The following is a 21,241-nucleotide window of genomic DNA, read 5'->3' as shown; positions in this document are numbered from 1 at the left end:
GGGAGCTTACTTCTTGATCGAAGCGTTCCAGAAGTACGGCCACGGGGCCGGCGAGACGCCGTCGAGCGACTTCGACTTCGCCGAAAGCGCGTTGAAGTCGCCGATCTTGATGAATGGCACTTCCTCGAAGATCACCTTCTGCACGTCTGCCCACAGCGCCACGCGCTTGGCCGAGTCGGATTCGGCGTTGAAGGCATCGACCGCCTTGGCGCGCGCCGGCGTATCCCAGTTGCCGGGCGCCTTGGTCGACATCATGCCGATGAGGGCCGGTTCCGGCAGGAAGGGGCTGTGGGTGATGTAGATGTCCCAGAGCGTCGGGTCGGCACGGCGCTGGGTCAGCGTCGCCCAGTCGACCACCTGCAGATCGACGGTAAAGCCGGCGAGCTTCAGATACTCGGCCGCGACCTGCGCCATCTTGTAATGGAACTCATACTGGCGGCTCGTCAGGATGCGCAGCGGCTCACCCTTGTAGCCGGCGGCCTTCAGGAGTTCGCCAGCCTTTTCCGCATCGGCGATGTTGTAGGCGCCTTCGGTGCCGGCATCGGTCCGCCAGGTAAACTGCGACGGGTAGAGAGCGGCGTCGAGCGCATAGAAGTCTGTGGTGCCGAAGGCTGCCGCCATCATGTCTTCCATGCTGAGCGAAGCGCGGATCGCCTTGCGCAGGTCGAGGTTCTTGGTCATGCCGTTGCCGGAGTTCAAGACGAAGACAGGCCAGCCGAAGGGCTGCAGCATGACGGGTTCGGAAGCGCTCGAACCCTTGACGCGTTCGAAGGATTCGACCGGCAGAGAATCGACATAGTCATACTGGCCGGAAACGGCCGCTTCGACGCGGGTGTTCGGGTCCGGAACCGGCACGAAGCGGATTTCGTCGGCATATTGGTGGCGGACGCCGCCATAGCCGTTGGCTTCGCCTTCCGGCGATTTGTAGGCATCGTAGCGGGTGAGCTGGATGTACTGGTCCGCCTTGCGTTCCTTCAGCTGGTAGGGGCCGGTGCCGACGAAATCAGTCATCGGCTCGGCCTGCTTTTCGGAAGGAAGCACGATCGCCGCGGAGTTGTTGAAGGCGAGCAGCGAAACGAGCGGCGCGTAAGGGGTGGTGAGCGAGATCTTCACCGTCAGCGGGTCGATCGCTTCGATGCCGGAAATCGTCGTTGCCGTCTGCTTGCCGCGCGAGGCGACCTTGGTCCAGCGCTCGAGCGAGGCGACGACGTCCTTCGAGTCGAGATCGGTGCCGTCGTGGAACTTGACGCCCGAGCGCAGCTTGATCGTGTAGGTCTTGCCGTCGGCGCTGATCTCCGGAAGTGCTGCCGCCAGAAGCGGGGTCGGCTTCCAGTCCTTGTCGAAGGTGTAGAGCGTCTCGAAGATGTGTTGCGAGACTATGCCGACGAGGTCGGCCGTCGATGCCATCGGGTCGAGGGTCGGCGGCTCACCGACCGTCGCGACGTTGATCACGCCGCCCTTTTCCTGCGCAAAGGCGAGAGTTGCCGATGCCACCAATGCGGTTCCAATAAGCAATGCGAGTTTAGTCGATTTCATATTTGCTCCTCCTCATATTCCATAGTTATGCTATGTCGTTCTTTATTTTGGAATATAAAAAGGCACGAAGCCGGAAATGTCAACCGGCTGTCGTCGTCTTGTCACAACCGCCGGCAGCGGCGGGCCGGAACCCTTGTCCTGGAGGGTGCATAAGTGGGCGGGAGCTATCGCGAAGGCGCGGGATTTGTTAGCCCGGAGTCCGGATTGAAAAGGGAGAAGAGAATGAAGGTCATCGGCCTGATCGGCGGCATGAGCTGGGAGAGCTCGGCGGAGTATTACCGCATCATCAACGAGACGGTTCGCGCGCGCCTCGGCGGCGTGCACTCGGCGAAATCGCTGATGTGGTCGATGGACTTCGGCGAGATCGAGCGCCTGCAGCATCACGGCGACTGGCCGGCCCTGACGGGAGAGATGATCGCCGCAGCGCGACGTCTCGAGGCAGGCGGCGCCGATTTCCTGATGATCTGCACCAACACCATGCACAAGATGGCGGCGGACGTTTCGGCAGCCGTCTCCATTCCGCTGCTGCATATCGCCGACCCGACGGCGGAGAAGATCAAGGCGGCGGGCCTTCGCAAAGTCGGCCTGCTCGGAACGGCCTTCACCATGGAACAGGACTTCTACAAAGGTCGCTTGGCGGAAAAATTCGGTCTCGATGTGCTGGTGCCGGAGGCGGAAGACCGGGCGAAGGTGCACGAGATCATCTACCGCGAACTCGTTGCCGGTATCGTCAAAGACAGCTCGCGCGACGCCTATCGCGCCATCATCGCGCGGCTTGTCGATGCGGGCGCGGAAGCGATCATCATGGGCTGCACCGAGATCATGCTTTTGATTTCACAGGCTGATAGCCCGGTCCCGGTGTTCGATACGACCGAGATCCACGCGCTTGCTGCGGTCGACCTCGCGCTCGGGGACGCCTGACCACGGCCGACTGGCCGTCGGCCGTGGTTGCAAGGGCTAGTGCAAGGTGAATTCCCGGGGTTCGCCCGGAAACAGGCTGAGAAGTGCTATGCCCTGCTGCAAAAGCAGTTCGGCGGCTGGCAAGTCGCCGACCACCAGGTCGTCCGCACAGCCGATGATGATGTTGGCGAGGCTGATCGAGTTCTCGGCGAACCGGTCGTCGCCGATCTCGTAGGCCTTCTCGGCCGTTGCCTCGAGCGCTTCCGCTACCAGCGCCATCATGTTCGAGCGTTCATCCAGCGTCATGGCATCCAGTGTCTTGGCGTCGGGAGTTTTGGCAGTTGTCTGCATGATTACCTTCCCTATTGTTCAAGCCGAAATGGCCGCGCCGGCCGAAGCCGGGGGAAAAGTCTACGACTGGGGTGAGTCCAGGAGGGGAGCCGGCGTCGAACGCGGCTTCTCCAATAAGATCGTGCGTTGCGGCGCGATATGCAAGGAATGGCTACTATGCGGCCAGCGCATGGGTCCGCGGAGGGCGGCCGCCGGGGTAGCACGTCAAGGGAGCCCGTTGACCGCCGGATGCGTTAGGCCGTGATATGGGGTGGCCTTGCCGGCCATGCCAGGCTTTCGTCGATCGCCAGGCGATCGGCGGCGCATTCCTGGGCAAGAAAGTCGATGAAGGTGCGAACGGAGGGCAGTAGCCCGCGCCGCGAAGGAAAGACGGCGTGCACGACGCCGGACGCCGGGCGCCATTGCGGCAGCACGGGCACCAGCGTGCCGGCTGCCAGGTCCTTCCAGATCATCATCGTCGGCAGTTGCACGATGCCGGCGCCGTCGAGCGCCGCTTCGCGTAGCGCCGCCATATCGTCGGTCAGGAAACGTGGCTCGTGGCGGATGACGGCCCGTTCTCCATCGGCGCTTTCCAGCCGCCATTCATAGGTGTGCGTGGCCGAAGTCCAGGCAAGACTCGGCAATCCCGTCAGTTGCGCGGGCTCGGCGATCGGCGCCTTCAGAAATCCGGGCCTGGCGACGAGATATTGCGAACTGTCGTCGAGCTTGCGCATCACCAGCTCGCTTTTTTCGAGCGGCGGGAACCGGACACGGATCGAAACGTCGAAACCTTCGGCGATCACATCCACGCGCCGGTTGGTGCTTTCCAGCTGCAGGCCGATCCGCGGATGGGCGGTCATGAACCGGGCAAAGAGCCGGCCGAACTGGAACGAGATCAATGCGGTCGGGCAGCTCACCCGGATGATGCCCTGCGGCTCTCCCTGATGCTGCGCGATGAAGGCATCGGCCGCTTCCGCCTCGATTAACACCGCGACGCAGCGCTGGTAATATTCGCGGCCGACATCGGTAACGAAGAACCGGCGCGGCGAACGCTGGATCAGCCGAACCCCGATCCGGTCTTCCAGCATCGCAATGCGCCGGCTCAGCCGGGATTTCTGCGTACCGGTTGCCCGTGCCGCAGCCGCAAAGCCGCCATGATCCACGACTTGGACAAAATAATAGAGGTCGTTCAGGTCCTGCATCGTTCTATTCATAGGACGCTGCGTCGAAATTCACAATCTTTTGGCGGCAACGGTCCTGCAGTAGCTTACGTTCAATCACAGCAGATCGGCAACGAAGGCCGCTGGCGGTGATGAAAACAAAACGAAGGAAAGGACTTCCGATGACCAAGCCCTACGTACGCCTCAACAAGGATGATGTTGCCGTCCTGCTCGTCGACCATCAGACCGGCCTGTTGTCGCTGGTGCGCGACTTCGACCCGGACAAGTTCAAGAACAATGTCCTGGCGCTCGGTGATCTCGCCAAGTACTTCAAGCTGCCGACGGTTCTCACAACCAGCTTCGAGGATGGCCCGAACGGCCCGCTGGTTCCGGAGCTGAAGGAACAGTTTCCCGATGCGCCCTTCATTCCCCGTCCGGGCCAGATCAACGCCTGGGACAATGAGGACTTCGTCAAGGCGGTGAAGGCCACCGGCAAGAAGCAGCTGCTGATCGCCGGCGTCGTGACCGAGGTCTGCGTGGCGTTTCCGGCGCTTTCGGCGATCGAGGAAGGCTTCGAGGTCTTCGTGGTGACGGATGCTTCCGGCACCTTCAACGAGGTGACCCGCGATTCCGCCTGGTCGCGCATGACCGCCGCCGGCGTTCAGCTGATGACCTGGTTCGGCGTTGCCTGTGAGCTGCATCGCGACTGGCGCAACGACATCGAGGGTCTCGGCACGCTATTTTCGAACCACATCCCGGACTACCGCAACCTCATCACCAGCTACAACACCATGGCGGCGCGCAAGTAAGACACGCCAGACGATGAACGACGAAAGCCCCGGCCTGGGATGGCCGGGGCTTTTCGTGTTGTCTGTTGCCGTGGCCTTTATGCGCGGCTGGCGGCCTGCTGGGCGTCGTCTTGCACGTCCAGACGGGCCGCGGGCTTGAGCCGGCCGGTCAAGAGCAGGCTGACGGCGAGGAAGGGCACGAGCACGCCAAGACCGAAGCGCATGCCGCTGTATTCGGCGATCAGGCCGATCAGCGGCGGCCCGAGCAGGAAGCCGAGCAGCGCGATGAAGGACAGAATGGCGACACTCGCGGCCGCCGGCCGGTCCTTCTGGTCGGCAGCGGCGGTGACGGCGAAGGGAAAGCCGACGGATACGCCGAAGCCCATGGCAGAAAAGCCGAGAAGCGCTGCCCAGGCGGCGGGGCTTACCACCACGAGAATGAGCCCGCTAATGCTGGCGATACCGCAGGCACGTGCCACCGCAACCGGGCCGTAGCTCGCCTTCAGCCGGTCGCCGGCAAAGCGCCCGGCAGCCACCATGAAGGCGAAGATCGAGTAGCCGAAACCGGCGCTGGCGCTGGAAAGCCCGAAGATGTCGCGCAGGAAGACCGCCGACCAGTCGGCGACGGCGCCTTCGGTCATGGTGATGCCAAAGACGAAGAAGCAGACGCCAAGCAATGCCCAGCCCGGCAGCTTGCGTCTGGAGGGCGCCGCTTCGGCAGCCGCGGCCTCGCCGGTCTTCAGGAGCGGCAGCTTCCGGGCGAAGTAGACGCTGATCGGCAACATGCCTGCCGCCGTCAGCGGCACCGCCCATTCCGGTGCCACGTGCAGCGCCGCGAAGCCGACGCCAACCAGGCTGCCGGTCATGATGCCGAGGCTCCAGAAGCCGTGGCAGGTGCTCATGATCAGCTGCCCGGAGTGCTTCTCGATCGCGTCGGCCTCGACATTGAGGCCGAGTTCGAGCGTCGTCAACGCTGCGCCGACGATGGCGAGCGCCACGAAGAGCACCTCGATGTTCGGGGCCCATGTCGGTAGCCAGACGAGCGCCAGAAAGACGACGAAGCCGTAGAGGATGGTCGCACGGCCGCCGATCCAGGCGACAAAACGGCCGGCAAACGGCAGGGTCAGCAGAATGCCGACGGGCATGCCGAGCAGCGCGATCGCCAGTTCCGCCGGGCCGAGGCCGAGCCTTTGCTGCACGTCGGGAATACGCGGCAGCCAGGCGCCGAAGGCGATCGGTTGCAGGAAGAAGATCAGCATGATGAGCCGTTGGTTGGTCATGCGCATTGTTCCCCGGATAGCGTGTCGCGCGATGCACCCTCGGCAGCGGGCGGGAGCCGTCGAGCCGATGCGGTATGTGAAGGAATTCTGATATTCTGAAAATTGTTTTCAGAGCTTGTCGCGCAGGGTGGGTCCCGTCAAGGCGAGAAGAGGCCGTCAAGTCGGAAAGCGCTGCCTTTCCGAGCGAATGGCTGTTGGTGTTGCGAATGTGTCGCCACCAATCCTGACATTGGTCTGGTTCCGGTGAAAAAAATGTACACGCCGGAAGCGGCGGGCCCCGACCCGCTGTGCCGTTGCGCGTGTTTTTGCCCTATCGCAGCAATTTCAGCGATCCCGTCAGCGATCTGACCCACTTCAGGTCGCCGGCAAGACCGACGCCGTCAATCGTCTCCTGCGCGAGATCCCGTTCCGGAAATTGCGTCTCGTAGTCCGCATAGCTGTGCAGCGAACGCGCGAAGGCTGGAAACGGCACGACGACACGATCGTCTTCTTTCGGCAGTGCCTTCAGGAGCAGTGCACGGATCGTTGCGCCATCGGCCTGGAGGATCGGCACGGGCCGGTTGGAGCTGATGTCGATGGTGTTCTGCCTGCTGTCCGTCAGCCGCTGGTTACCGAGACCGGGCATCGCCGAGCCGATGCCGATGCAGATCGCTGCGATCGTGTTGGCGAGATGACCGGGTGTCAGTTCGGGATTGACGATGATGGCGAGGCGGGTGTCCTGAAGCACGTGGTCTGTTTCCTCTCTGTTTCTCAAAGGCTGCTGTCGGCCGGGAGAATAGACCGTGTGGCGAGGCAGTATCTTTCTGATGTTGCGAGAAATTGCCAAGATGGGGTAGATTCATCCCGATAGAGCCGAAAATAAGATAGAAGATGCCCGCCACCCTGACACCCGCCGATGTAAAGATCCTGACCGCGCTGCAAAGTGACGGGCGCCTGAGCAACCAGGCGCTTTCGGAGGAGGTTGGCATGTCGACCTCGCCCTGCTGGCGGCGGGTACGGCAACTGGAGGACGACGGTGTCATCCAGGGCTACATGGCGGTACTCAATCGCCGGGAAATCGGCCTTGGGGTGCTCGCCTTCATCCGGGTAAAGATCGACAGCCATACGGAGGCGGAGGCGGACGCCTTCGCCGAGGAGGTGATGAAACTCGACAGCGTCGTTGCCTGCTACAGCATTGCCGGCGATGCGGATTTTCTCCTCCAGGTCGTCTCTGCCGATCTCGATTCCTATTCGGATTTTGCCATGAAGGTCGTGCGGCGCCTGCCGTGCATCAAGGAGATGCAGACGACCTTCGTGCTGAAGGAGATCAAGGCCTATGGCGGGCTGCCCCTGCGCGCCTCGGCCGGCCAGCGCTGACCCAAACGACGGTCAGGAGGCGGAGGCCATCAGCGGGTCTTCCCGGACCACCTGGACAAGGAAATCGAGAACGGTGCGCACGCGTAGCGGCACGTTTCTGCGCGAGGGATAGACGACGCTGATCGGCAGGCGCGCCGGCGGGAATGCCGGCATGACGTTGACCAAGCGGCCAGCCTCGATGTCCGGGCAGGCCAGGATATGGGAGAGGATCGCAAGGCCGTTGCCGGCGAGCACCGCGCGATGCACGGCCACGGCACTGTTGGCGACGAGCCGGGGCGCGATGCGCACGAAAACGTCGCCGGAGCCGTCGGAAAACGTCCACTGGCGGCCGTCGCCGGCGCGGCTGTAGCAGATGCATTCATGCTTCCCGACGTCGTCGGGAATCTTTGGCGCGGGGCGCCGGTTCAGATAGTCGGGTGCCGCCACCAGAAACGCGGTCGTCCAGCCGATCCGCCGGCAGATCAGGCCGCCCTCCGACACCGGACCCAAGCGAACCTCCAGATCGATGCCCTCCCCAACCAGTTCCGATGGTTCCTCGCGAAACAACATCTCTACGGAAAGCCCCGGATGACGGGCGAGCAGGGCGGCCAGGCGATCGCTCAGATAGAGCCCGAGCGGCGCGGGCACGGTGAGCCGCACGCGGCCCGCCACGAGGCCGGTCTCGCCGCAGGAAGCCTCGTTCAGAGCATCGACCGCCTCGACAACTTTGAGCGCCATCGGGATCATGTGTTCCCCCTCGGCGGTCAGCGCCAGCGCATTCGTCGTCCGGTGCAGAAGACGCATGCTCAGGTGCTCCTCGAGTGCCGAGACCTGGCGTGATACCGCCGGCTGGGTCAGGCCGAGATCGTTGGCAGCCGCGGAAAACGAGCCGGTCTCCGCCACCCGCAGGAAGGCTCTGAGCGCAGAAACGATGTCCATCCGGCTTCCCCCAAACGTTTCGACATAAGCCTTATGCGCCGAGTTTACCCCCGGCGCGCTTTACTGTCCATCGATTAAGGATATCTTGTATCCATAAGGATAACAGATGTCCTTAATTAGGAGCAAAGCCATGACCCAGCGCCTCAACTACGCCCAGCAGTCACCCGAGTTCTTCAAGAAAATCTCCGACTTCAGCCTCAGCCTGAAGGACAGCGTCATCGAGCAGACAATCCGCGATCTCGTCAATCTGCGGGCTTCGCAGATCAACGGCTGCGCGTTCTGCGTCGACATGCATGTGAAGGAGGCGAAGATCCACGGCGAGAGCGAATTGCGCCTCTACCACGTGGCAATCTGGCGGGAATCGAACCTGTTTGCGCCGCGCGAACGCGCAGCACTTGCCTGGACCGAGGTGCTGACGAAATTGCCCGAGGGCGGCGTTCCGGACGAACTCTATGAGCGCGTGCGCGGCCAGCTTTCGGAAAAGGAGATCTCCGATCTGACCTTTTCCATCATGGCCATCAACGCCTGGAACCGCGTCAGCGTCGCGTTCAAGTCCGTGCCCGGTTCGGCCGACAAGCTCTATGGGCTCGACAAGGCCGGGCTCAACTGAGCCCGCAGCAACCGTCATGCACGGCGGCGCGATGGGCGCCGCCGATGGAGGATCCCATGAAAATCGTCATCATCGGCGGAACCGGCCTCATCGGTTCGAAGACGGTCGAACGCCTGCGCAAGCGCGGACACGAGGTGATTGCCGCCTCCCCGAACACCGGCGTCAATACGATCACGGAAGAGGGGCTCGCCGAAGCGCTCAGCGGCTGCGACGTCGTCGTCGACCTCGCCAACTCCCCCTCGTTCGAGGACAGGGCGGTGCTCGAATTCTTCGAGACGTCGGGCCGCAATCTGCTTGCCGCCGAAAAGGCTGCCGGCGTCAAACACCATATCGCGCTTTCCGTGGTCGGAACCGAGCGGCTGCAGGAAAGCGGCTACTTCCGCGGCAAGCTTGCGCAGGAAAAGCTGATCGAGGCCGGTGGCATCCCCTACACGATCGTGCACTCGACCCAGTTCATGGAGTTCCTGAGCGGGATCGCGCAATCGGGAACCGTCGGCGACCTCGTGCGCCTGTCGCCGGCTTATGTGCAGCCGATCGCGTCAGACGATGTTGCCGATGCCATGACCGACGTGGCGCTTGCCGATCCCGTCAACGGCACGATCGAGATTGCGGGTCCGGAGCGCTCGCGCCTCAGCGATCTCGTCGCCCGCTATCTCAAGGCGATGGGCGACAATCGCAAGGTCGAGCTGGACCGGGAGGCGCGCTATTTCGGCGCTCTGCTCGAGGATGGCTCGCTTGTTTCCGACAACAATCCCCGCCTCGGCCGCATCACCTTCGAAGAGTGGTTCGCAACGGCACCCCGCAAGTAACCGAACCGGAGGCGCGCGCGTCGCGCATCTCCCTCATCTGAAAGGATTTTCGACATGATCAAGTCTCTCCTCACCACCCTCGCCGTTACCGCAACCCTGTTCGGGACCGCCGTCGCCGGTGACGCTGCCAAGGTGACGCTCGTCTATGAGCATGAATTGCCGAACGTTCCGGGCAAGAGCATTAAGGGCGTTCTGGTGGAATACGGGCCTGGCGGCTCGTCCGATGCGCACACCCATGCGAGCACGGCCTTCATCTATGCGACGGTGCTCGAAGGCTCGATCCTCAGCCAGGTCAATGATGGTCCAGTCAAGGAATACAAGGCCGGCGAGAGCTTCTCCGAGAGGCCGGGCGACCGTCACGGCGTCAGCGCCAACGGCAGCAAGACCGCGCCCGCCAAGCTGCTGGCGGTCTTCGTCGTCGACACCGCCGAAAAGGAACTGACCTTTCCGATGACGAAGTGACGCCATGCCAAGGGCCGACTGCCGATCGCGCAGCCGGCCCTTCTTTCGGCCCAACCGTTGGGGCCAGCCAAGTTTGCCGAGCATCTGCCGGCGCAGGCCTATCTCTACGCTTCGCCTGCTGAAACCGCGGCCGGCGCCGCTCATCCGGCGCGTTCTAGAACCCAGGCAAAGCTTCGCTTCGAGAGATCGGCGGGAATTTCCTTCGAGAGGATTTCCATCAGGTCGGACAGGCGCACGCTTCGCAGCTTGTCGCGCCAGGCTTCGTCCGCCTCCCACATGATGCGCGCCACCGCACAGGGGGTCTCGTCGCAGTAACCGGGCGCCCGGCAGGGATTGTTAGCCCGGATATTGGTGCAGACGAAGGTGCGTGACCTGCCTTCGACCGCCTCGACGATATCGAGGAAAGTCAGTTCCGCCGGCGCTTTCGCCAGCCGGTAGCCTCCCGAAGGACCGAGGGTCGTGTGGACGAGGCCCGCCTGTGACAGGCTCTGCAGCGCCTTCGACAGATACTCCTTCGGAAGTCCGTGGAATTCGGCCAGCGCCTTGGTCGATAGGTAGCGGCCCTCGGGCAGGCCGGCGAGAATGGCGCAACAGTGCAACGCCCATTCGACTTGGCTCTTAAGGATCATACGCTCTAACGATCTTTTTCGTCCGGCAGATGCCGTCCGCATCTATTAAGGACAGAAAATATCCCTATTTTTTCCCTGTGTAAACAGCGCCGTCATGTGCAACAGGAGGGATCATGGTCGTTGTCGTCGGTTTTCTGCTTGTTCTCAGCATCCTGCTGCCGCTTGCCTTCATCTGGCGGCTATGGCGGCTGAATGAACCGACGCGGCTTGGCTGGCTGCTGGCGCTTGCAGAGACCGTCGTGCTGCTCACCCTGATCGGGCTTCTCAACCGCTGGGACATCGCCGGCTTCTGGACCCGGGCGGCGCTGGCCGCGCTCGCGGTCGCGGCGTCTTTGGTTTCGTTGCCCCGACATTGGCGCCGGCCCTGGCTGTCGCTGGATCGCGGAGCATTGGCGCGCAGCCTGGTGCCGACCGTAGCCTCTCTTTTCGTCTTCGGTGCAGCACTCGCCTATGTCGCCTGGGGCATCGGCGCGCAGCACGATCCGCGCGGGCTATCGTTTCCGCTGGTCGGTGGTCGCTTCGTCGTCGCGCAGGGCGGCGGCATCGGCGTGCTCAATCATCACAGCGATCACCCGGCGCAACGGCATGCCCTCGACATCACGGCGATCGGCGAGACCGGCTTCCGGGCGTTCGGACTGTTGCCTAGGGATCCCGCCGACTACGCCATCTTCGGCAAGACCGTCGTCAGCCCGTGCGAGGGAGAGATCGTCGCGGCAGTAGATGGGCTGCCCGACCTGCCCCCGCCCGAGGCGGATCGGGGCAACCCGGCTGGAAACCACGTGATCGTTGCCTGCGACGGCATGCGGGTGGAACTGGCGCATCTGCGCAAGGGGAGCGTGACCGCCTTGATCGGGGCGCGGGTTCTCGCCGGCGATCCGATCGGCGCTGTCGGCAACTCTGGCAACAGCACGGAGCCGCATCTGCACATTCATGCCGTCGATGCCGGATCCGGAAAGGCTGTTCAACTGTCCTTCGACGGGCGTGTTCCTTCACGCAACGTGCAATTCGTCAGATGAAAGCCGATGCGAGGTTGAGCGGGCGGTGCTTTACACGTTCGATCTGAACGGCCAAAGATAGGCCGGGGAGGAGCTCGTTCATGGACATCAGCACCATGGCTGCCTTTGCGGCCGTCACCTTCATCGCGGTGGTCACGCCCGGCCCGGACGTGATCCTGGCGATGGCCAATGGCTCTTGTTTCGGCATGAAAAAGGCGGTCGCCGGGATGATCGGCGTGCTCCTTTCCGACTTCTTCCTGATCGCCGCCGTGGCAGCGGGCCTCGGCGCCATCCTTGCCGCGTCGGAGTTCTGGTTCTCGGTCGTCAAATATTCGGGTGCCGGCTATCTCGCCTGGCTCGGCTACAAGATGCTTCGGCCCGGTAGAGCCGAGAAAGCGGAAACGCAAGGCGCCGAAAACGGCGATCTCGTTCGCACGGAATCCGCGCTCGCGATCTGCCGCCACAGCATGATCGTGGCCATCACCAACCCCAAGGCCTACCTGTTCTTCTCCGCATTGCTGCCGCAGTTCATCAACCCGGCCGCGCCGCAACTGCCGCAGTTCTTGGCGCTTACCGCCGTGTTCACCGTCGTCGAGTTTGCCGTCATGTTCGGTTACGCTCTTGTCGGCTTCAAGACGACGCAGTTTGCCGCCTCGTCGATGCGGCGCTGGATGGAACGAGGCTGCGGCGGCGCCTTGCTTGTCTCGGCTGCCTCGCTCGCGCTGGTAAAGCGCGTCAACGGCTAGGCGGCGGGTCGCGATAACGGGGTGCCCGGCCGATCGTTCGTTTTCGGGATGCGAAAGGTTCAGGAGCCGGTGGGCCGCCGTGTCGCAGCACTGCTTCTGGCAGGGCTTAATGATAGAAGCGTCGCCGCCGTTCCGGCGGGTGCGATCGAGCCCGCTGCAAACTGCGGCACGCCCGACGGATCATCCGACCAAACGCTGTTTCTGCCGGCGGCCTTCGCGGCATAAAGCGCGGCGTCGGCGGCGGAAATGATCGCGTGCACATCCTTGTGCCGGTCGGCAAAGGCAATGCCGATGCTGACCGTTGCCGACAGCACGCCCTTGGTCGTGCTCAGCCGGCGCGCTTCGAGCGCGGTGCGAATGCTGTCGGCAATGGCGATCGCGTCGGCGCGATCCGCCTGCGGGAGGCAGGCGGCGAATTCTTCCCCGCCCATGCGCGCGATCAGGGCGTCACGCGGCACGGCCTTCGAGAGGATCCCGGCAAATTCCACGAGCACCTGGTCGCCCACCGCATGGCCGTAGCGATCGTTGATCACCTTGAAGTGGTCTATGTCGAGATAGAGCAGTGCTCCCTTGGCCGGTTGCGTGGCGAGATGGGTCTCCAGCTGCGCAAGGAACGAACGGCGGTTCGGCACACCCGTCAGCGCGTCGGTCTCCGAGGCGAGCTTGTAGCGTTGCTGGGTTCGCTCCTTGACCATGGCGAAGAAGGCGAAGCCACCGGCGAGGCTGTGAAAAAACAGCTCGAAGGTCAGCAACTGGTACCAGAGCGGCTGCGAAGTTCCCGCGGCCGTGTTGCCGGCGAGCGGCCAGATCAGGATCAGCGGGATGCGGGCGAGATAGAGCAGGCCATGGGTGGCGAACACGAAGGCGACGATGTAGGAGCTCGGGAGCTTGCGGAAATTCTCCGAGCGGAAGATCTCGTGCGCGATCAGCGCCGAATAGGCGAAGATCAGGATCGAGTAGAGCACGATCCGGCTTGTGACGCTCTCGCGAACATAGTCTGAAGAATAGGTGACGACGATCCACAGGAGCGGCCCGACGAGCGCGGAGGCGATCTTGAGCGGCTGATTGTCAAAGGCGCGCAAGCCCAGCCAGATCATCGCGAGCCCCAGCACCGCGAGCGCGTTGCCGAGCGAGATGGTGATGAAGTTGTAGCCGTCGCCGCGCAGCGTCAACAGGACGAAGCCGACTGCGCCGATGGCGAAGGCCAAGGACCACAGAAGCAGTTCGAGGCTTTTGCGCTCCTGCCGCCAGGCAAAACCGAAGAAAGCGGCGAAGATCACCAGCGTTACGAACGAACTGAGCATGATCGTCGGGGTATGCAGGATGTCCACCATCGTCTCCTGATGTTCGCGCGAAACCATGCCCGACAAGCGTAAAGCTTTCGCAAATGACGGCATTTGGTGGCGTGCGCGGCTCCGGGCAATCTGTGCCAAAACGGCGGTCGCGTAGGCAGGAAACGGGTTGAATTCGGCGGCGTCCTGCACGATTTTTGAGGGAGGCGTACAAGTGGAGGCGAGGCCGATGGGTCAGGCGATGCATCGTTATTTCATCTTTGAGACCGCGGCCGGTTTCTGCGGCATCGCCTGGAACGATGTCGGCATCACGCGCTTTCAACTGCCGACCGGCACGCTAGAGGCGACCGAGCGGCTGTTGCTGCGGCGGCTGCCTTCCAGCGAGGCGTCGGAGCCGACGCCGGTAATCCGGGCGGCGGTGGAAGCCGTGCGGCACTACTTCGAGGGCAGGGAGGTCGATTTCTCCGGCTTCGCGGTGGATCTGCAAGGCCAGGATGAATTTTTCCTGCGCATCTATGCGGCCGCGCGGGCGCTGCGCTGGGGCCAGACCACGACCTATGGCGGGCTTGCCAAGGAACTGGGCGTCGGGCCGGAAGCAGCACGCGATGTTGGCCAGGCCATGGCGAAGAACCCGGTATCGCTGATCATCCCCTGCCACCGGGTGCTGGCCGCCGGCGGCAAGATCGGCGGGTTTTCAGCGCCGGGCGGTTCGACCACCAAGACGCGCATGCTCGAACTGGAAGGCGTCCATTTGGAGGAGCAACAGGCCAAGCCCGCACAGCAGTCTTTCGGCTTCTGAGGTGAGGCTGCTCCAGCGCGTGGCGCCTAAAGCCTGTCGCGTCACAAAGGATTCACACGCCAGACTGTAAGCTCTTGTTTTTATGCGTCTCGTTGCCGCAAAACCGATGCACAGTTTTGCGCGACATGCATTAGCCTTTGGAGCGCTGCTCGGCCTCGCGTGCGTAAACCGCGAGGAAGGCCTTCCCCATCAGCGAATTCTCGTTCTCGATGCTCTTTCGCAGGACCGCGGCCCGAATTGCCTGAATGGCCCGGTCGTCGGGTGCGGCTGCGCTGGCGAATTCCACGAGTTGCACCGCGAGGCGAAAATTCCCAGCCTCCGATAGGTGCGTGGCCCGCTCCGCAAGCTTTTCGGCGCCGCCGGCAAGAGCGGCCAGTTCCGATGCGAGATCGGCAGTCCTCGGCGGCTTGAGATGGGCCGCGTCACCATCGAACCAGCCGGCATAGAAGTGATAGATGCCGCGGACGAGGAATTCCGGGTCGTCGTACTTCGCTGCCAGATAGGGCTTGCCCAGATATGCCTCGGGCACCTTCACCGCATGCAGAACCGCGTCGAGGCTGGCGCCCCTGTTGAGGAGCGCGAGCGTTTCACGCACGAGATGCTCGAGCGCCTCTGCCCCGTGGCGCAGCATCTCGGCCGCGCGCTCTTCGCCAAAGACGACCGGACCGTGACCGGGAATGAGGACCGCCGGAGCGAGCGCCTCCATCCGCCGAAGTGCCGTCGCCCAATCGGCTGCATAACGCTGCACCTTGCGCGGATTGCCGGCGTTCGGAAACACCCAGATGACGAAATCGCCGCTCGCAAGGACACGTCGTTCCGGTAGCCAGACGAACGTGGCATCGTCGGTTTCGCCTCTGCCGTGAAAAAGTTCGATCCGCTCGCCACCGACGGACAGTGACAGGGTATCGTCATAGACCGCGTCCGGTCGCCGCTGACCGATTGGGTAGATGTAGCCCGGTTTGTTGAACTGCTGGCTCTGCGCGATGCTGTTGTAGCCATGCGAAGCCTCGTAGCGCTCCATCCGCCGCTTCACGTTGCGGTGGGCGACGATCCGCGGGCGCGCTAGCCCACGCGCATCCGCTTCCTGGTCGATGACCGTGATCCCGCTGGTATGGTCGATATGGCCATGCGTGAAGATGACGGTGTGTATGGGGCTGTCGTCCCAGGAGCGTATGACGTCGAGGGTCTGCTTTGCCGTTTCCGGCTTCGCGGTGTCGATCAGGACCAGACCTTCGCTGGTACGGATGGCCGTCACGCTGCCGCAGAAGTAGGTCGTGTGGACGGTGATGATGTTGTCGGCGACATGGGTGATGGCGCCGTGCGAGACCGCGGCGGTCCATTCTTCCATCTGAGCCGTGCCGTCCCACAGACGCTCGAACAACGGGTCGTGTCTCATGGTCTTTCTGTCCTCGAAGCAATCGCCGACAGCTTTAGCATTGCCGGCCGTGGTTGGAAGCCGGCACGTGTGGTCTTGTGGACATGCCTCAGGTTTTGGGCTGCATCATCTGAGACGCTCGCTCATTGAAGAAGCTTGAACAGCTTTCCCAAAGTGCCGCTGTCCTGTGCCGGTTGCTCGGCTTCTGCAGCGGGTTGCTGATCCGGCTGCGGCGTCTCCGGCGCGGGCTGTTCCACCGCCGTGTCGGGCGGAACTTGCCCATCGACGGGCGGTGCCGCCTCGGGCTCGGTGCCGCCACCGCCGATGATCTGCTCGATGGAGAGCTCGCTGCCTTCGTCCTTCGGCTGCTTGCCGATCGCACCGCTGAGGATGTCGCGAAGCTTTCCTCCCTTGCCGTCCCCGGACAGAAGCTCATCGAGCCCCAGCTTGCCGGTCGGCAATCCGAGCTTCTTCAAGGTCGAAAGCGCGGCATCGGGGTTTTTCAAAAGGCCCGAAAGGTCGGGATAGATGCGCGGAGCGGCAAACGACCCTTCGATGACGACTGGCACGCCGATGCCTTCGGTGGCGATGTCGGCACCCTGGCCCTGCAAGGATGCGACCACGCGGGGATCGAGGCGGAAGTTCAACTGGTCCTCCGGCAGGTTTGCCTCGCCTTTGCCGCTCATCCGCACGAGGGGGCCGACGAGCTTGATGTCGTCGGTGCGCGCAACGCCGTTCTCGATGGCAAAGGATGCCCCGAGTTCGGTAAAGCCGGTCGCCTTGTTGTCGTTCTGCTTGAAGCCGGAGGACATCAGGCCGACGAGATTGTTGTAGACGTCGGCAACGTCGATCCCGCGAATGGCGCCGTCGGAGAAACGGACCTCAGCCGTGCCCTTGAGCGATCGCTTGAGCGTGCCGGTCGTGCCGCCGGCGCCTGCAATGTCGAACGTCGTCTGCAGCGCGCCTTCGAGATGCTTGAAGTTCGCAAGGTCGGTGAGCAGTGGTGCGGCCGAGGCGCCCGATATCGAGGCCTTCACGGCGATAGACGGCTCCGTGCCGGATCCGTCGGCGGTCAGGCTCGCGGCCACCTGGCCGCCATAGAAGGGGCTATCCGGAATGTCGAGGTTCGCAATGCCCTCGGAGATCTTCAGGGAGGTTGCGACCGGCCCGGCGACGACGCGGCCGTAGGCGAGTTTTTCGGCATCGACCTTGATGGAGGCATCGATAGAGCGAAGTGCGGACAGATCCAGCGGAGCATCCGTTGCAGGGCCACCACTCGCTTTGCTTTTGGCCTTCGCCTGCGGCGCGGCCGAAGGCGCGCCGGCCAACCGCGCGAGGTCTAGTTCCTTGAAATGGAGCGCGCTCGAAATTTTGAGCGGTGTCCCGAGTTCGACCGCGCCATTACCGCTTCCTTCGACCCCGTTGACCGAGAGCGTGGCCTTCTGGAATGCGACGCCCGCAGCGCTTGCCTTCACGTCGCCATTGAAGGCGAATTGCGTGATGCCGCCCGCGTCGGCCTGACCGATCCAGGCAAGAAGCGATCGCAGGTCTGCGGCCGCGAAGTTCACCTTGCCGGCGTAGCTGCCCGCAAGCGCCGCCTTGCCATCCAGCGCAAGCGTCGCTTCCTTCGTGCGCAGGTCGAGCTTCAGCGGGATGTCGCCCGCACGGGCATTGGCGTCCATGAGCAGGTCGCGGACCGGTAGGGTAAGATCGATCTCGGCCGGTTTGCCCCGCCACACGAGGCTGCCCGCAAGACGCATTGGCTTGGCCAGGCCCTCGATCTTGAGGGCGAGTTTCTTTGCCTTCACCTCGGCCATGGCCGGATCGGCGATGCCGGGAATGACGATGGTCGCGTCACGCAGGCTTGCGCCGCCGGTCACGTTGATCGTCTTGCGCACAGAGTTCGCGCTTAGTCCGCGAAACGCGAAGGCCGTGTCCATCGTCACGGTTCCCGACAGCGGTACCGATTGGCCGGCCAGAGCCGCGAGTTTGGAAACGTCGAGCCCGTTGCTGACGACGCGGCCCTGGAAAATCGGCTCGGCGGCGCCGACGTCGGCGGCGAGATCGGCGGCAACACTGCCGGCGTCGATGCCGAGATGCTCGAGCCGCCCGGTCAACTGCCCGTCCTTGAGGGTCGCCGTCAGCGCGACGTCGGATGCGGAAATGTCACCAACTGCAAGGGCGCCGACATTGACGCTGATATCGGCGTCAAAACCGGCCAGCGCCTGCAGGCCTGCAGCTGCCTTGGCCTTGTCCGTCCGGCCTGCCGGTTCCTCGGGCTGCGAGGAGGATGCGGCCGTCTCGCCGTCATCGAGAAATGCGCTCAGATCCAGCCGCTCGGCGTTGAGGTCGGCGAGGAACCGCGGGCGGCTGCCCGGCACGAACAGCGCGTCGAGCCCGAGCGCTTCGTCGCCGATCGTAAGCTTGCCGCCGCGGATCTGGTATCCGCCATTGGCATTCAGCGCCACCTGGCCGCTGGCGGTCAGTTCGGTGAGCCCGGCCGCAAGCTGGGGCTCGGCCTCCAGGGAAAGGCTGAGTTCGGCAGGCTTGTGCTCGAGCAGCGGACGCAAAGGCGAAACGGCAAGCGTGACATCGTAGCGCCGGCCATCGACGCCGGCGCCGGCCGAGAGCGACAATTCGCCATCGATATCCGGAACGGCGAGCGTAAGATTGAGATCGCTGACGACGTCGACCGAACCGCCGGCGCCCTCCTGCCGCAGCGTTCCCTCGCTGATCGAGATCTTGTCGATGGCGCTTTTCTCGAGGAAGGCGACGAGGGCGGCGAGCGGATCGCGCGTTTCGCCCGTGCTCGCCTGTCCCGCCTCAGCCCCCCCGTCTTGCGCAACCGCTGCGGCCTCTGCCTTCGGCCGCAGCGCCACGACAGGGCGTACAAGCCTTACTTCCCTCACGTGCAGGCGGTCGGACCATAGCGAGGAGAGCGTCACGGAGCCCGCGACTTCGCCGATCTCGGCGGTCATGCCGTCGGCATCGAGCGAGACGTTTTCGGCCACCACCGCCAGATGCGGGACGACGGAAAGTCTGACCGGGCCGTTGAGCGCGATCGCGCTGCCGGTCGCGTTCGAGAGTTGCCGTCCCAGTTCGGCGCGCATCCAGTCGCTCGAAACGAAGCTGGGCAGGATCATGACTGAAACGACAGCGAGGACGCCGAGCGCCAGCAGGCAAAGAAAGAAACGCCGCATGTTTCCCCTCGTTGCGAAAGCGATTGATTCGGTATCGTTTTCCAGCGCGCGCCGTTTTGCAACTCCTGGGGCGATCTGCCTTCTCGTCGTACGGTTGCGCTATCGCGCGCCGACACCCTTTCCGGCGACGGCTGCATCGCCCATCTCGACGGCTGTACTCTCGGCCACGGCTGCCGGAGCGGCAACCGCGCGCGGACGATGCACGAGCGTGACCAGCACGAACGACAGGATCATCAGCAGATACCAGGCGCCGAGCTTTTGCACGGAGACCAGCGTCCAGCCGGCATGCTGCGAGGGATAGATCCAGGCCCGCGACCAAGTGCCGATGTTTTCGGCGAACCAGATGAAGAGGGCGACCAGCAGGAAGCCCACGAGCAGCGGCATGCGGTGGCGAAAGCGGAAGACGCGATAATGCACCGTGGTGCGAAGGAAGAGGATCGCGGTCAATCCGAACAGCGCGTAGCGAAGGTCGATGATGTAGTGGTGGCTGAAGAAGTTGACATAGATGGCAAGGGCCAAAAGCAGGGTCGCGATGAGCGGCGGATAGTTGCTGTAGCGCGTGTCGAGAATGCGGGTCACGCGCGCCAGATAGGAGCCGACGGCGGCATACATGAAACCCGAAAACAAAGGCACGCCGCCGATGCGGAAGAAGCTTGGCTCCGGATAGATCCACGAGCCGACGGAGGTCTTGAAGATTTCCATCAGCGTGCCGACGACGTGGAAGATCAGGATGACCTTGGCCTCGGCGATGGTCTCGAGCTTGAAGACGAGCAGTGAGATCTGGATGGCGATGGCGCTCAGGAACAGGAAGTCGTAGCGGGCGAGACCACTACCTTCGGGCCAGTAGAATTTCGTTGCCAGCATCAGGGCCAGCATCGCGCCGCCGAAGAGGCAGGCGAAGGCCTGCTTGATGCCGAACACCAGAAATTCGGTCAGGCCGCCAAGGAAGCCGCTTGCCGGAAGCCGGTCGAGCACGCCATGCGCCGCAGCGTCGATGCGCGCCTCAAGGCTCGTAAACCGCCTCTCCTCGGGTTGTCCAACCATCCGCATCGCCTCCTTTTGCCGTCGCTGCTGCGATGGCCTGACAATGCGGTTGAATTGTGGATGGCCGGAAACCGGGCCGTGTGGAGGTGGCTGCCGCGCATCCGCCACCGCCGGCGGCAGCAGGATTGCGGCATGCCGTCGTCTGCGCTCGTGGCGGGTGATCAGCGCGGGAAGGCGTAGCGGTCGACGATCGCCCAGATTTCCCGGTTGACCTCCTGCAGCTGCTCGATCACCTCGTTGATCCGCGCGATCTCCGCCTCGTTGATCTGCTCGATCTTGCCGTACTTGATCGTGTCCTTGCTGTCGAAGATCGCCATCAGTTGCGTGCTCGCCTGGTCGCCGGTTTCGTCGAAGGAATAGATGCAGTGGCTGTATTTGTTGCGGAGTTTTGCCTGCCGGCCAAGCTGTTGGGTAATCGAAAGAATTTCTTGCCGCTGCGCGGCAGGCGTCTTTCCCATCTTGGTCAGCCGCTCGACGAGTTCGATGCGGGCCCGCGTCGTGTTCAGCGTCAGGAAGATGACGATCGCGGTTTCCTTGTCGACCCGGGCGAGGCCGGCGATGAGGTAGATGAGCAAACTCTCCGTATTCGTCCACGTGTAGTTGAGTTGTCCGATTAAGAGGAGGATTTCGTGAAATCTTGCCATGGGCCTTCCAGTGCTCGCCGGTTGCCAAATGCCACACCACTGCTCGTCAGAATACTGCATTCCCGCGTCCAGTAAATTCGTTCTGACGATGGTCGCGCAGGCCCGGAAATGCGGCGCTCGGGCCCTCACCGGCGCCTGGCCAGCCGTCGGTTGACGGCCATATTTTGCCTAGCCCACGGGTGAAGGTTTCTGCGTCTGGTCGCTAGCCCGCGAAGGTTAGCCCGAACTGACAACTTACAATGCGTGTCGGTTTTAGACAGAGTCTCCTCTGCAACCGGCGAGCAGGACGCACTCAGGCCCCCTTTGGGCAAGCACTGCATCGAATGGAATACCCAGTTGGGAACCTGTTCCGGTCCTCTCGACCAAGT

At 63.3% G+C, this 21,241-nt stretch carries 21 protein-coding genes; 9 read left to right on the top strand and 12 right to left on the bottom strand.

The features are described from left to right. Positions 1-6: 6 nt before the first annotated feature. The gene (locus tag IB262_RS10540; protein WP_034787567.1) at positions 7-1,536 is read right to left on the bottom strand and encodes an ABC transporter substrate-binding protein; all 1,530 of its coding nucleotides are present in this window, start codon (positions 1,534-1,536) and stop codon (positions 7-9) included. 222 nt (positions 1,537-1,758) lie between these two features. Between IB262_RS10540 and IB262_RS10535 the strand changes: the two genes are divergently transcribed. Then, positions 1,759-2,457, top strand: coding sequence for an aspartate/glutamate racemase family protein (locus IB262_RS10535; protein WP_034787565.1), 699 nt, complete (start codon positions 1,759-1,761; stop codon positions 2,455-2,457). Between the two features lie 36 nt (positions 2,458-2,493). On the opposite strand, the gene IB262_RS10530 is transcribed toward IB262_RS10535, so the two are convergent. Both IB262_RS10530 and IB262_RS10525 read right to left on the bottom strand, forming a co-directional pair. Then, a complete protein-coding gene (locus IB262_RS10530; protein ID WP_034787562.1) occupies positions 2,494-2,787 on the bottom strand; it encodes a hypothetical protein in 294 nt (97 codons plus the stop codon). Between the two features lie 233 nt (positions 2,788-3,020). Beyond that, on the bottom strand, positions 3,021-3,968 hold the full coding sequence (locus IB262_RS10525; protein ID WP_034787561.1) for a LysR substrate-binding domain-containing protein: 948 nt from the start codon (positions 3,966-3,968) through the stop codon (positions 3,021-3,023). A gap of 140 nt (positions 3,969-4,108) precedes the next feature. Between IB262_RS10525 and ycaC the strand changes: the two genes are divergently transcribed. Further along, complete coding sequence (gene ycaC, locus IB262_RS10520) at positions 4,109-4,735, top strand: isochorismate family cysteine hydrolase YcaC (protein ID WP_034787558.1); 627 nt, start codon at positions 4,109-4,111, stop codon at positions 4,733-4,735. Positions 4,736-4,812: 77 nt separating this feature from the next. On the opposite strand, the gene IB262_RS10515 is transcribed toward ycaC, so the two are convergent. After that, a complete protein-coding gene (locus IB262_RS10515; protein WP_051659102.1) occupies positions 4,813-5,994 on the bottom strand; it encodes an MFS transporter in 1,182 nt (393 codons plus the stop codon). Between the two features lie 310 nt (positions 5,995-6,304). After that, a complete protein-coding gene (locus tag IB262_RS10510) occupies positions 6,305-6,721 on the bottom strand; it encodes a DUF2000 domain-containing protein (RefSeq protein WP_034787556.1) in 417 nt (138 codons plus the stop codon). A gap of 143 nt (positions 6,722-6,864) precedes the next feature. Between IB262_RS10510 and IB262_RS10505 the strand changes: the two genes are divergently transcribed. Continuing rightward, a complete protein-coding gene (locus IB262_RS10505; protein WP_034787553.1) occupies positions 6,865-7,350 on the top strand; it encodes an Lrp/AsnC family transcriptional regulator in 486 nt (161 codons plus the stop codon). 12 nt (positions 7,351-7,362) lie between these two features. On the opposite strand, the gene IB262_RS10500 is transcribed toward IB262_RS10505, so the two are convergent. Then, positions 7,363-8,268, bottom strand: a complete 906-nt coding sequence (locus IB262_RS10500; protein ID WP_034787550.1) for a LysR family transcriptional regulator — start codon at positions 8,266-8,268, stop codon at positions 7,363-7,365. 130 nt (positions 8,269-8,398) lie between these two features. Between IB262_RS10500 and IB262_RS10495 the strand changes: the two genes are divergently transcribed. From IB262_RS10495 to IB262_RS10485, 3 genes are read left to right on the top strand one after another with little or no spacing between them, the layout of a single operon-like run. Further along, positions 8,399-8,878 (top strand): carboxymuconolactone decarboxylase family protein, encoded by a 480-nt coding sequence (locus tag IB262_RS10495; RefSeq protein WP_034787548.1) that lies wholly within the window; start codon positions 8,399-8,401, stop codon positions 8,876-8,878. A 56-nt stretch (positions 8,879-8,934) separates the two neighbouring features. Next, the gene (locus IB262_RS10490; RefSeq protein WP_034787545.1) at positions 8,935-9,687 is read left to right on the top strand and encodes an SDR family oxidoreductase; all 753 of its coding nucleotides are present in this window, start codon (positions 8,935-8,937) and stop codon (positions 9,685-9,687) included. Between the two features lie 54 nt (positions 9,688-9,741). Next, a complete protein-coding gene (locus IB262_RS10485) occupies positions 9,742-10,149 on the top strand; it encodes a cupin domain-containing protein (RefSeq protein WP_034787542.1) in 408 nt (135 codons plus the stop codon). Between the two features lie 140 nt (positions 10,150-10,289). Here IB262_RS10485 and IB262_RS10480 read toward each other — a convergent pair whose 3' ends face one another. Next, positions 10,290-10,778, bottom strand: coding sequence for an Rrf2 family transcriptional regulator (locus IB262_RS10480; protein ID WP_034787539.1), 489 nt, complete (start codon positions 10,776-10,778; stop codon positions 10,290-10,292). 113 nt (positions 10,779-10,891) lie between these two features. Here IB262_RS10480 and IB262_RS10475 point away from each other — a divergent pair, with 113 nt between their 5' ends. Together IB262_RS10475 and IB262_RS10470 are read left to right on the top strand one after the other, a co-directional pair. Next, the gene (locus IB262_RS10475) at positions 10,892-11,794 is read left to right on the top strand and encodes a M23 family metallopeptidase (RefSeq protein WP_051659101.1); all 903 of its coding nucleotides are present in this window, start codon (positions 10,892-10,894) and stop codon (positions 11,792-11,794) included. Positions 11,795-11,874: 80 nt separating this feature from the next. Beyond that, positions 11,875-12,519: a LysE family translocator gene (locus tag IB262_RS10470; RefSeq protein ID WP_034787536.1), complete on the top strand. Its 645-nt coding sequence runs from the start codon at positions 11,875-11,877 to the stop codon at positions 12,517-12,519. A gap of 59 nt (positions 12,520-12,578) precedes the next feature. Here the strand turns inward: IB262_RS10470 and IB262_RS10465 are convergent, their stop codons facing one another. Further along, positions 12,579-13,850, bottom strand: a complete 1,272-nt coding sequence (locus IB262_RS10465; protein WP_192493548.1) for a GGDEF domain-containing protein — start codon at positions 13,848-13,850, stop codon at positions 12,579-12,581. 190 nt (positions 13,851-14,040) lie between these two features. On the opposite strand from IB262_RS10465, the gene IB262_RS10460 reads away from it, so the two are divergent. Next, positions 14,041-14,610 carry a methylated-DNA--[protein]-cysteine S-methyltransferase gene (locus tag IB262_RS10460; protein WP_034787529.1) on the top strand — a complete coding sequence of 190 codons (570 nt, stop codon included), beginning with the start codon at positions 14,041-14,043 and terminating at the stop codon, positions 14,608-14,610. 130 nt (positions 14,611-14,740) lie between these two features. Here the strand turns inward: IB262_RS10460 and IB262_RS10455 are convergent, their stop codons facing one another. The 4 genes from IB262_RS10455 to IB262_RS10440 all read right to left on the bottom strand — a co-directional run bounded on the left by IB262_RS10455 (position 14,741) and on the right by IB262_RS10440 (position 20,873). After that, a complete protein-coding gene (locus IB262_RS10455; protein ID WP_082566288.1) occupies positions 14,741-16,006 on the bottom strand; it encodes an alkyl sulfatase dimerization domain-containing protein in 1,266 nt (421 codons plus the stop codon). A 122-nt stretch (positions 16,007-16,128) separates the two neighbouring features. Further along, complete coding sequence (locus IB262_RS10450; protein ID WP_090426182.1) at positions 16,129-19,185, bottom strand: AsmA family protein; 3,057 nt, start codon at positions 19,183-19,185, stop codon at positions 16,129-16,131. A gap of 99 nt (positions 19,186-19,284) precedes the next feature. Beyond that, on the bottom strand, positions 19,285-20,229 hold the full coding sequence (locus IB262_RS10445; RefSeq protein ID WP_090426238.1) for a DUF817 domain-containing protein: 945 nt from the start codon (positions 20,227-20,229) through the stop codon (positions 19,285-19,287). Between the two features lie 161 nt (positions 20,230-20,390). Beyond that, the gene (locus IB262_RS10440) at positions 20,391-20,873 is read right to left on the bottom strand and encodes a hypothetical protein (RefSeq protein ID WP_051659098.1); all 483 of its coding nucleotides are present in this window, start codon (positions 20,871-20,873) and stop codon (positions 20,391-20,393) included. Positions 20,874-21,241: the final 368 nt, after the last annotated feature.

The organism is Ensifer sp. ENS02 (assembly GCF_014851885.1).
Taxonomy (GTDB): domain Bacteria; phylum Pseudomonadota; class Alphaproteobacteria; order Rhizobiales; family Rhizobiaceae; genus Ensifer; species Ensifer adhaerens.
This window is presented reverse-complemented; position numbering and strand designations above follow the sequence as displayed.

Excerpts from the sequence above, each read along its gene's own strand:
- IB262_RS10540 (WP_034787567.1), bottom strand. The coding sequence starts at position 1,536 with ATGAAATCGACTAAACTCGCATTGCTTATTGGAACCGCATTGGTGGCA.
- IB262_RS10535 (WP_034787565.1), top strand. The coding sequence starts at position 1,759 with ATGAAGGTCATCGGCCTGATCGGCGGCATGAGCTGGGAGAGCTCGGCG.
- IB262_RS10530 (WP_034787562.1), bottom strand. The coding sequence starts at position 2,787 with ATGCAGACAACTGCCAAAACTCCCGACGCCAAGACACTGGATGCCATG.
- IB262_RS10525 (WP_034787561.1), bottom strand. The coding sequence starts at position 3,968 with ATGCAGGACCTGAACGACCTCTATTATTTTGTCCAAGTCGTGGATCAT.
- ycaC (WP_034787558.1), top strand. The coding sequence starts at position 4,109 with ATGACCAAGCCCTACGTACGCCTCAACAAGGATGATGTTGCCGTCCTG.
- IB262_RS10515 (WP_051659102.1), bottom strand. The coding sequence starts at position 5,994 with ATGACCAACCAACGGCTCATCATGCTGATCTTCTTCCTGCAACCGATC.
- IB262_RS10505 (WP_034787553.1), top strand. The coding sequence starts at position 6,865 with ATGCCCGCCACCCTGACACCCGCCGATGTAAAGATCCTGACCGCGCTG.
- IB262_RS10500 (WP_034787550.1), bottom strand. The coding sequence starts at position 8,268 with ATGGACATCGTTTCTGCGCTCAGAGCCTTCCTGCGGGTGGCGGAGACC.
- IB262_RS10495 (WP_034787548.1), top strand. The coding sequence starts at position 8,399 with ATGACCCAGCGCCTCAACTACGCCCAGCAGTCACCCGAGTTCTTCAAG.
- IB262_RS10490 (WP_034787545.1), top strand. The coding sequence starts at position 8,935 with ATGAAAATCGTCATCATCGGCGGAACCGGCCTCATCGGTTCGAAGACG.
- IB262_RS10485 (WP_034787542.1), top strand. The coding sequence starts at position 9,742 with ATGATCAAGTCTCTCCTCACCACCCTCGCCGTTACCGCAACCCTGTTC.
- IB262_RS10480 (WP_034787539.1), bottom strand. The coding sequence starts at position 10,778 with ATGATCCTTAAGAGCCAAGTCGAATGGGCGTTGCACTGTTGCGCCATT.
- IB262_RS10475 (WP_051659101.1), top strand. The coding sequence starts at position 10,892 with ATGGTCGTTGTCGTCGGTTTTCTGCTTGTTCTCAGCATCCTGCTGCCG.
- IB262_RS10470 (WP_034787536.1), top strand. The coding sequence starts at position 11,875 with ATGGACATCAGCACCATGGCTGCCTTTGCGGCCGTCACCTTCATCGCG.
- IB262_RS10460 (WP_034787529.1), top strand. The coding sequence starts at position 14,041 with ATGGGTCAGGCGATGCATCGTTATTTCATCTTTGAGACCGCGGCCGGT.
- IB262_RS10455 (WP_082566288.1), bottom strand. The coding sequence starts at position 16,006 with ATGAGACACGACCCGTTGTTCGAGCGTCTGTGGGACGGCACGGCTCAG.
- IB262_RS10450 (WP_090426182.1), bottom strand. The coding sequence starts at position 19,185 with ATGCGGCGTTTCTTTCTTTGCCTGCTGGCGCTCGGCGTCCTCGCTGTC.
- IB262_RS10445 (WP_090426238.1), bottom strand. The coding sequence starts at position 20,229 with ATGGTTGGACAACCCGAGGAGAGGCGGTTTACGAGCCTTGAGGCGCGC.
- IB262_RS10440 (WP_051659098.1), bottom strand. The coding sequence starts at position 20,873 with ATGGCAAGATTTCACGAAATCCTCCTCTTAATCGGACAACTCAACTAC.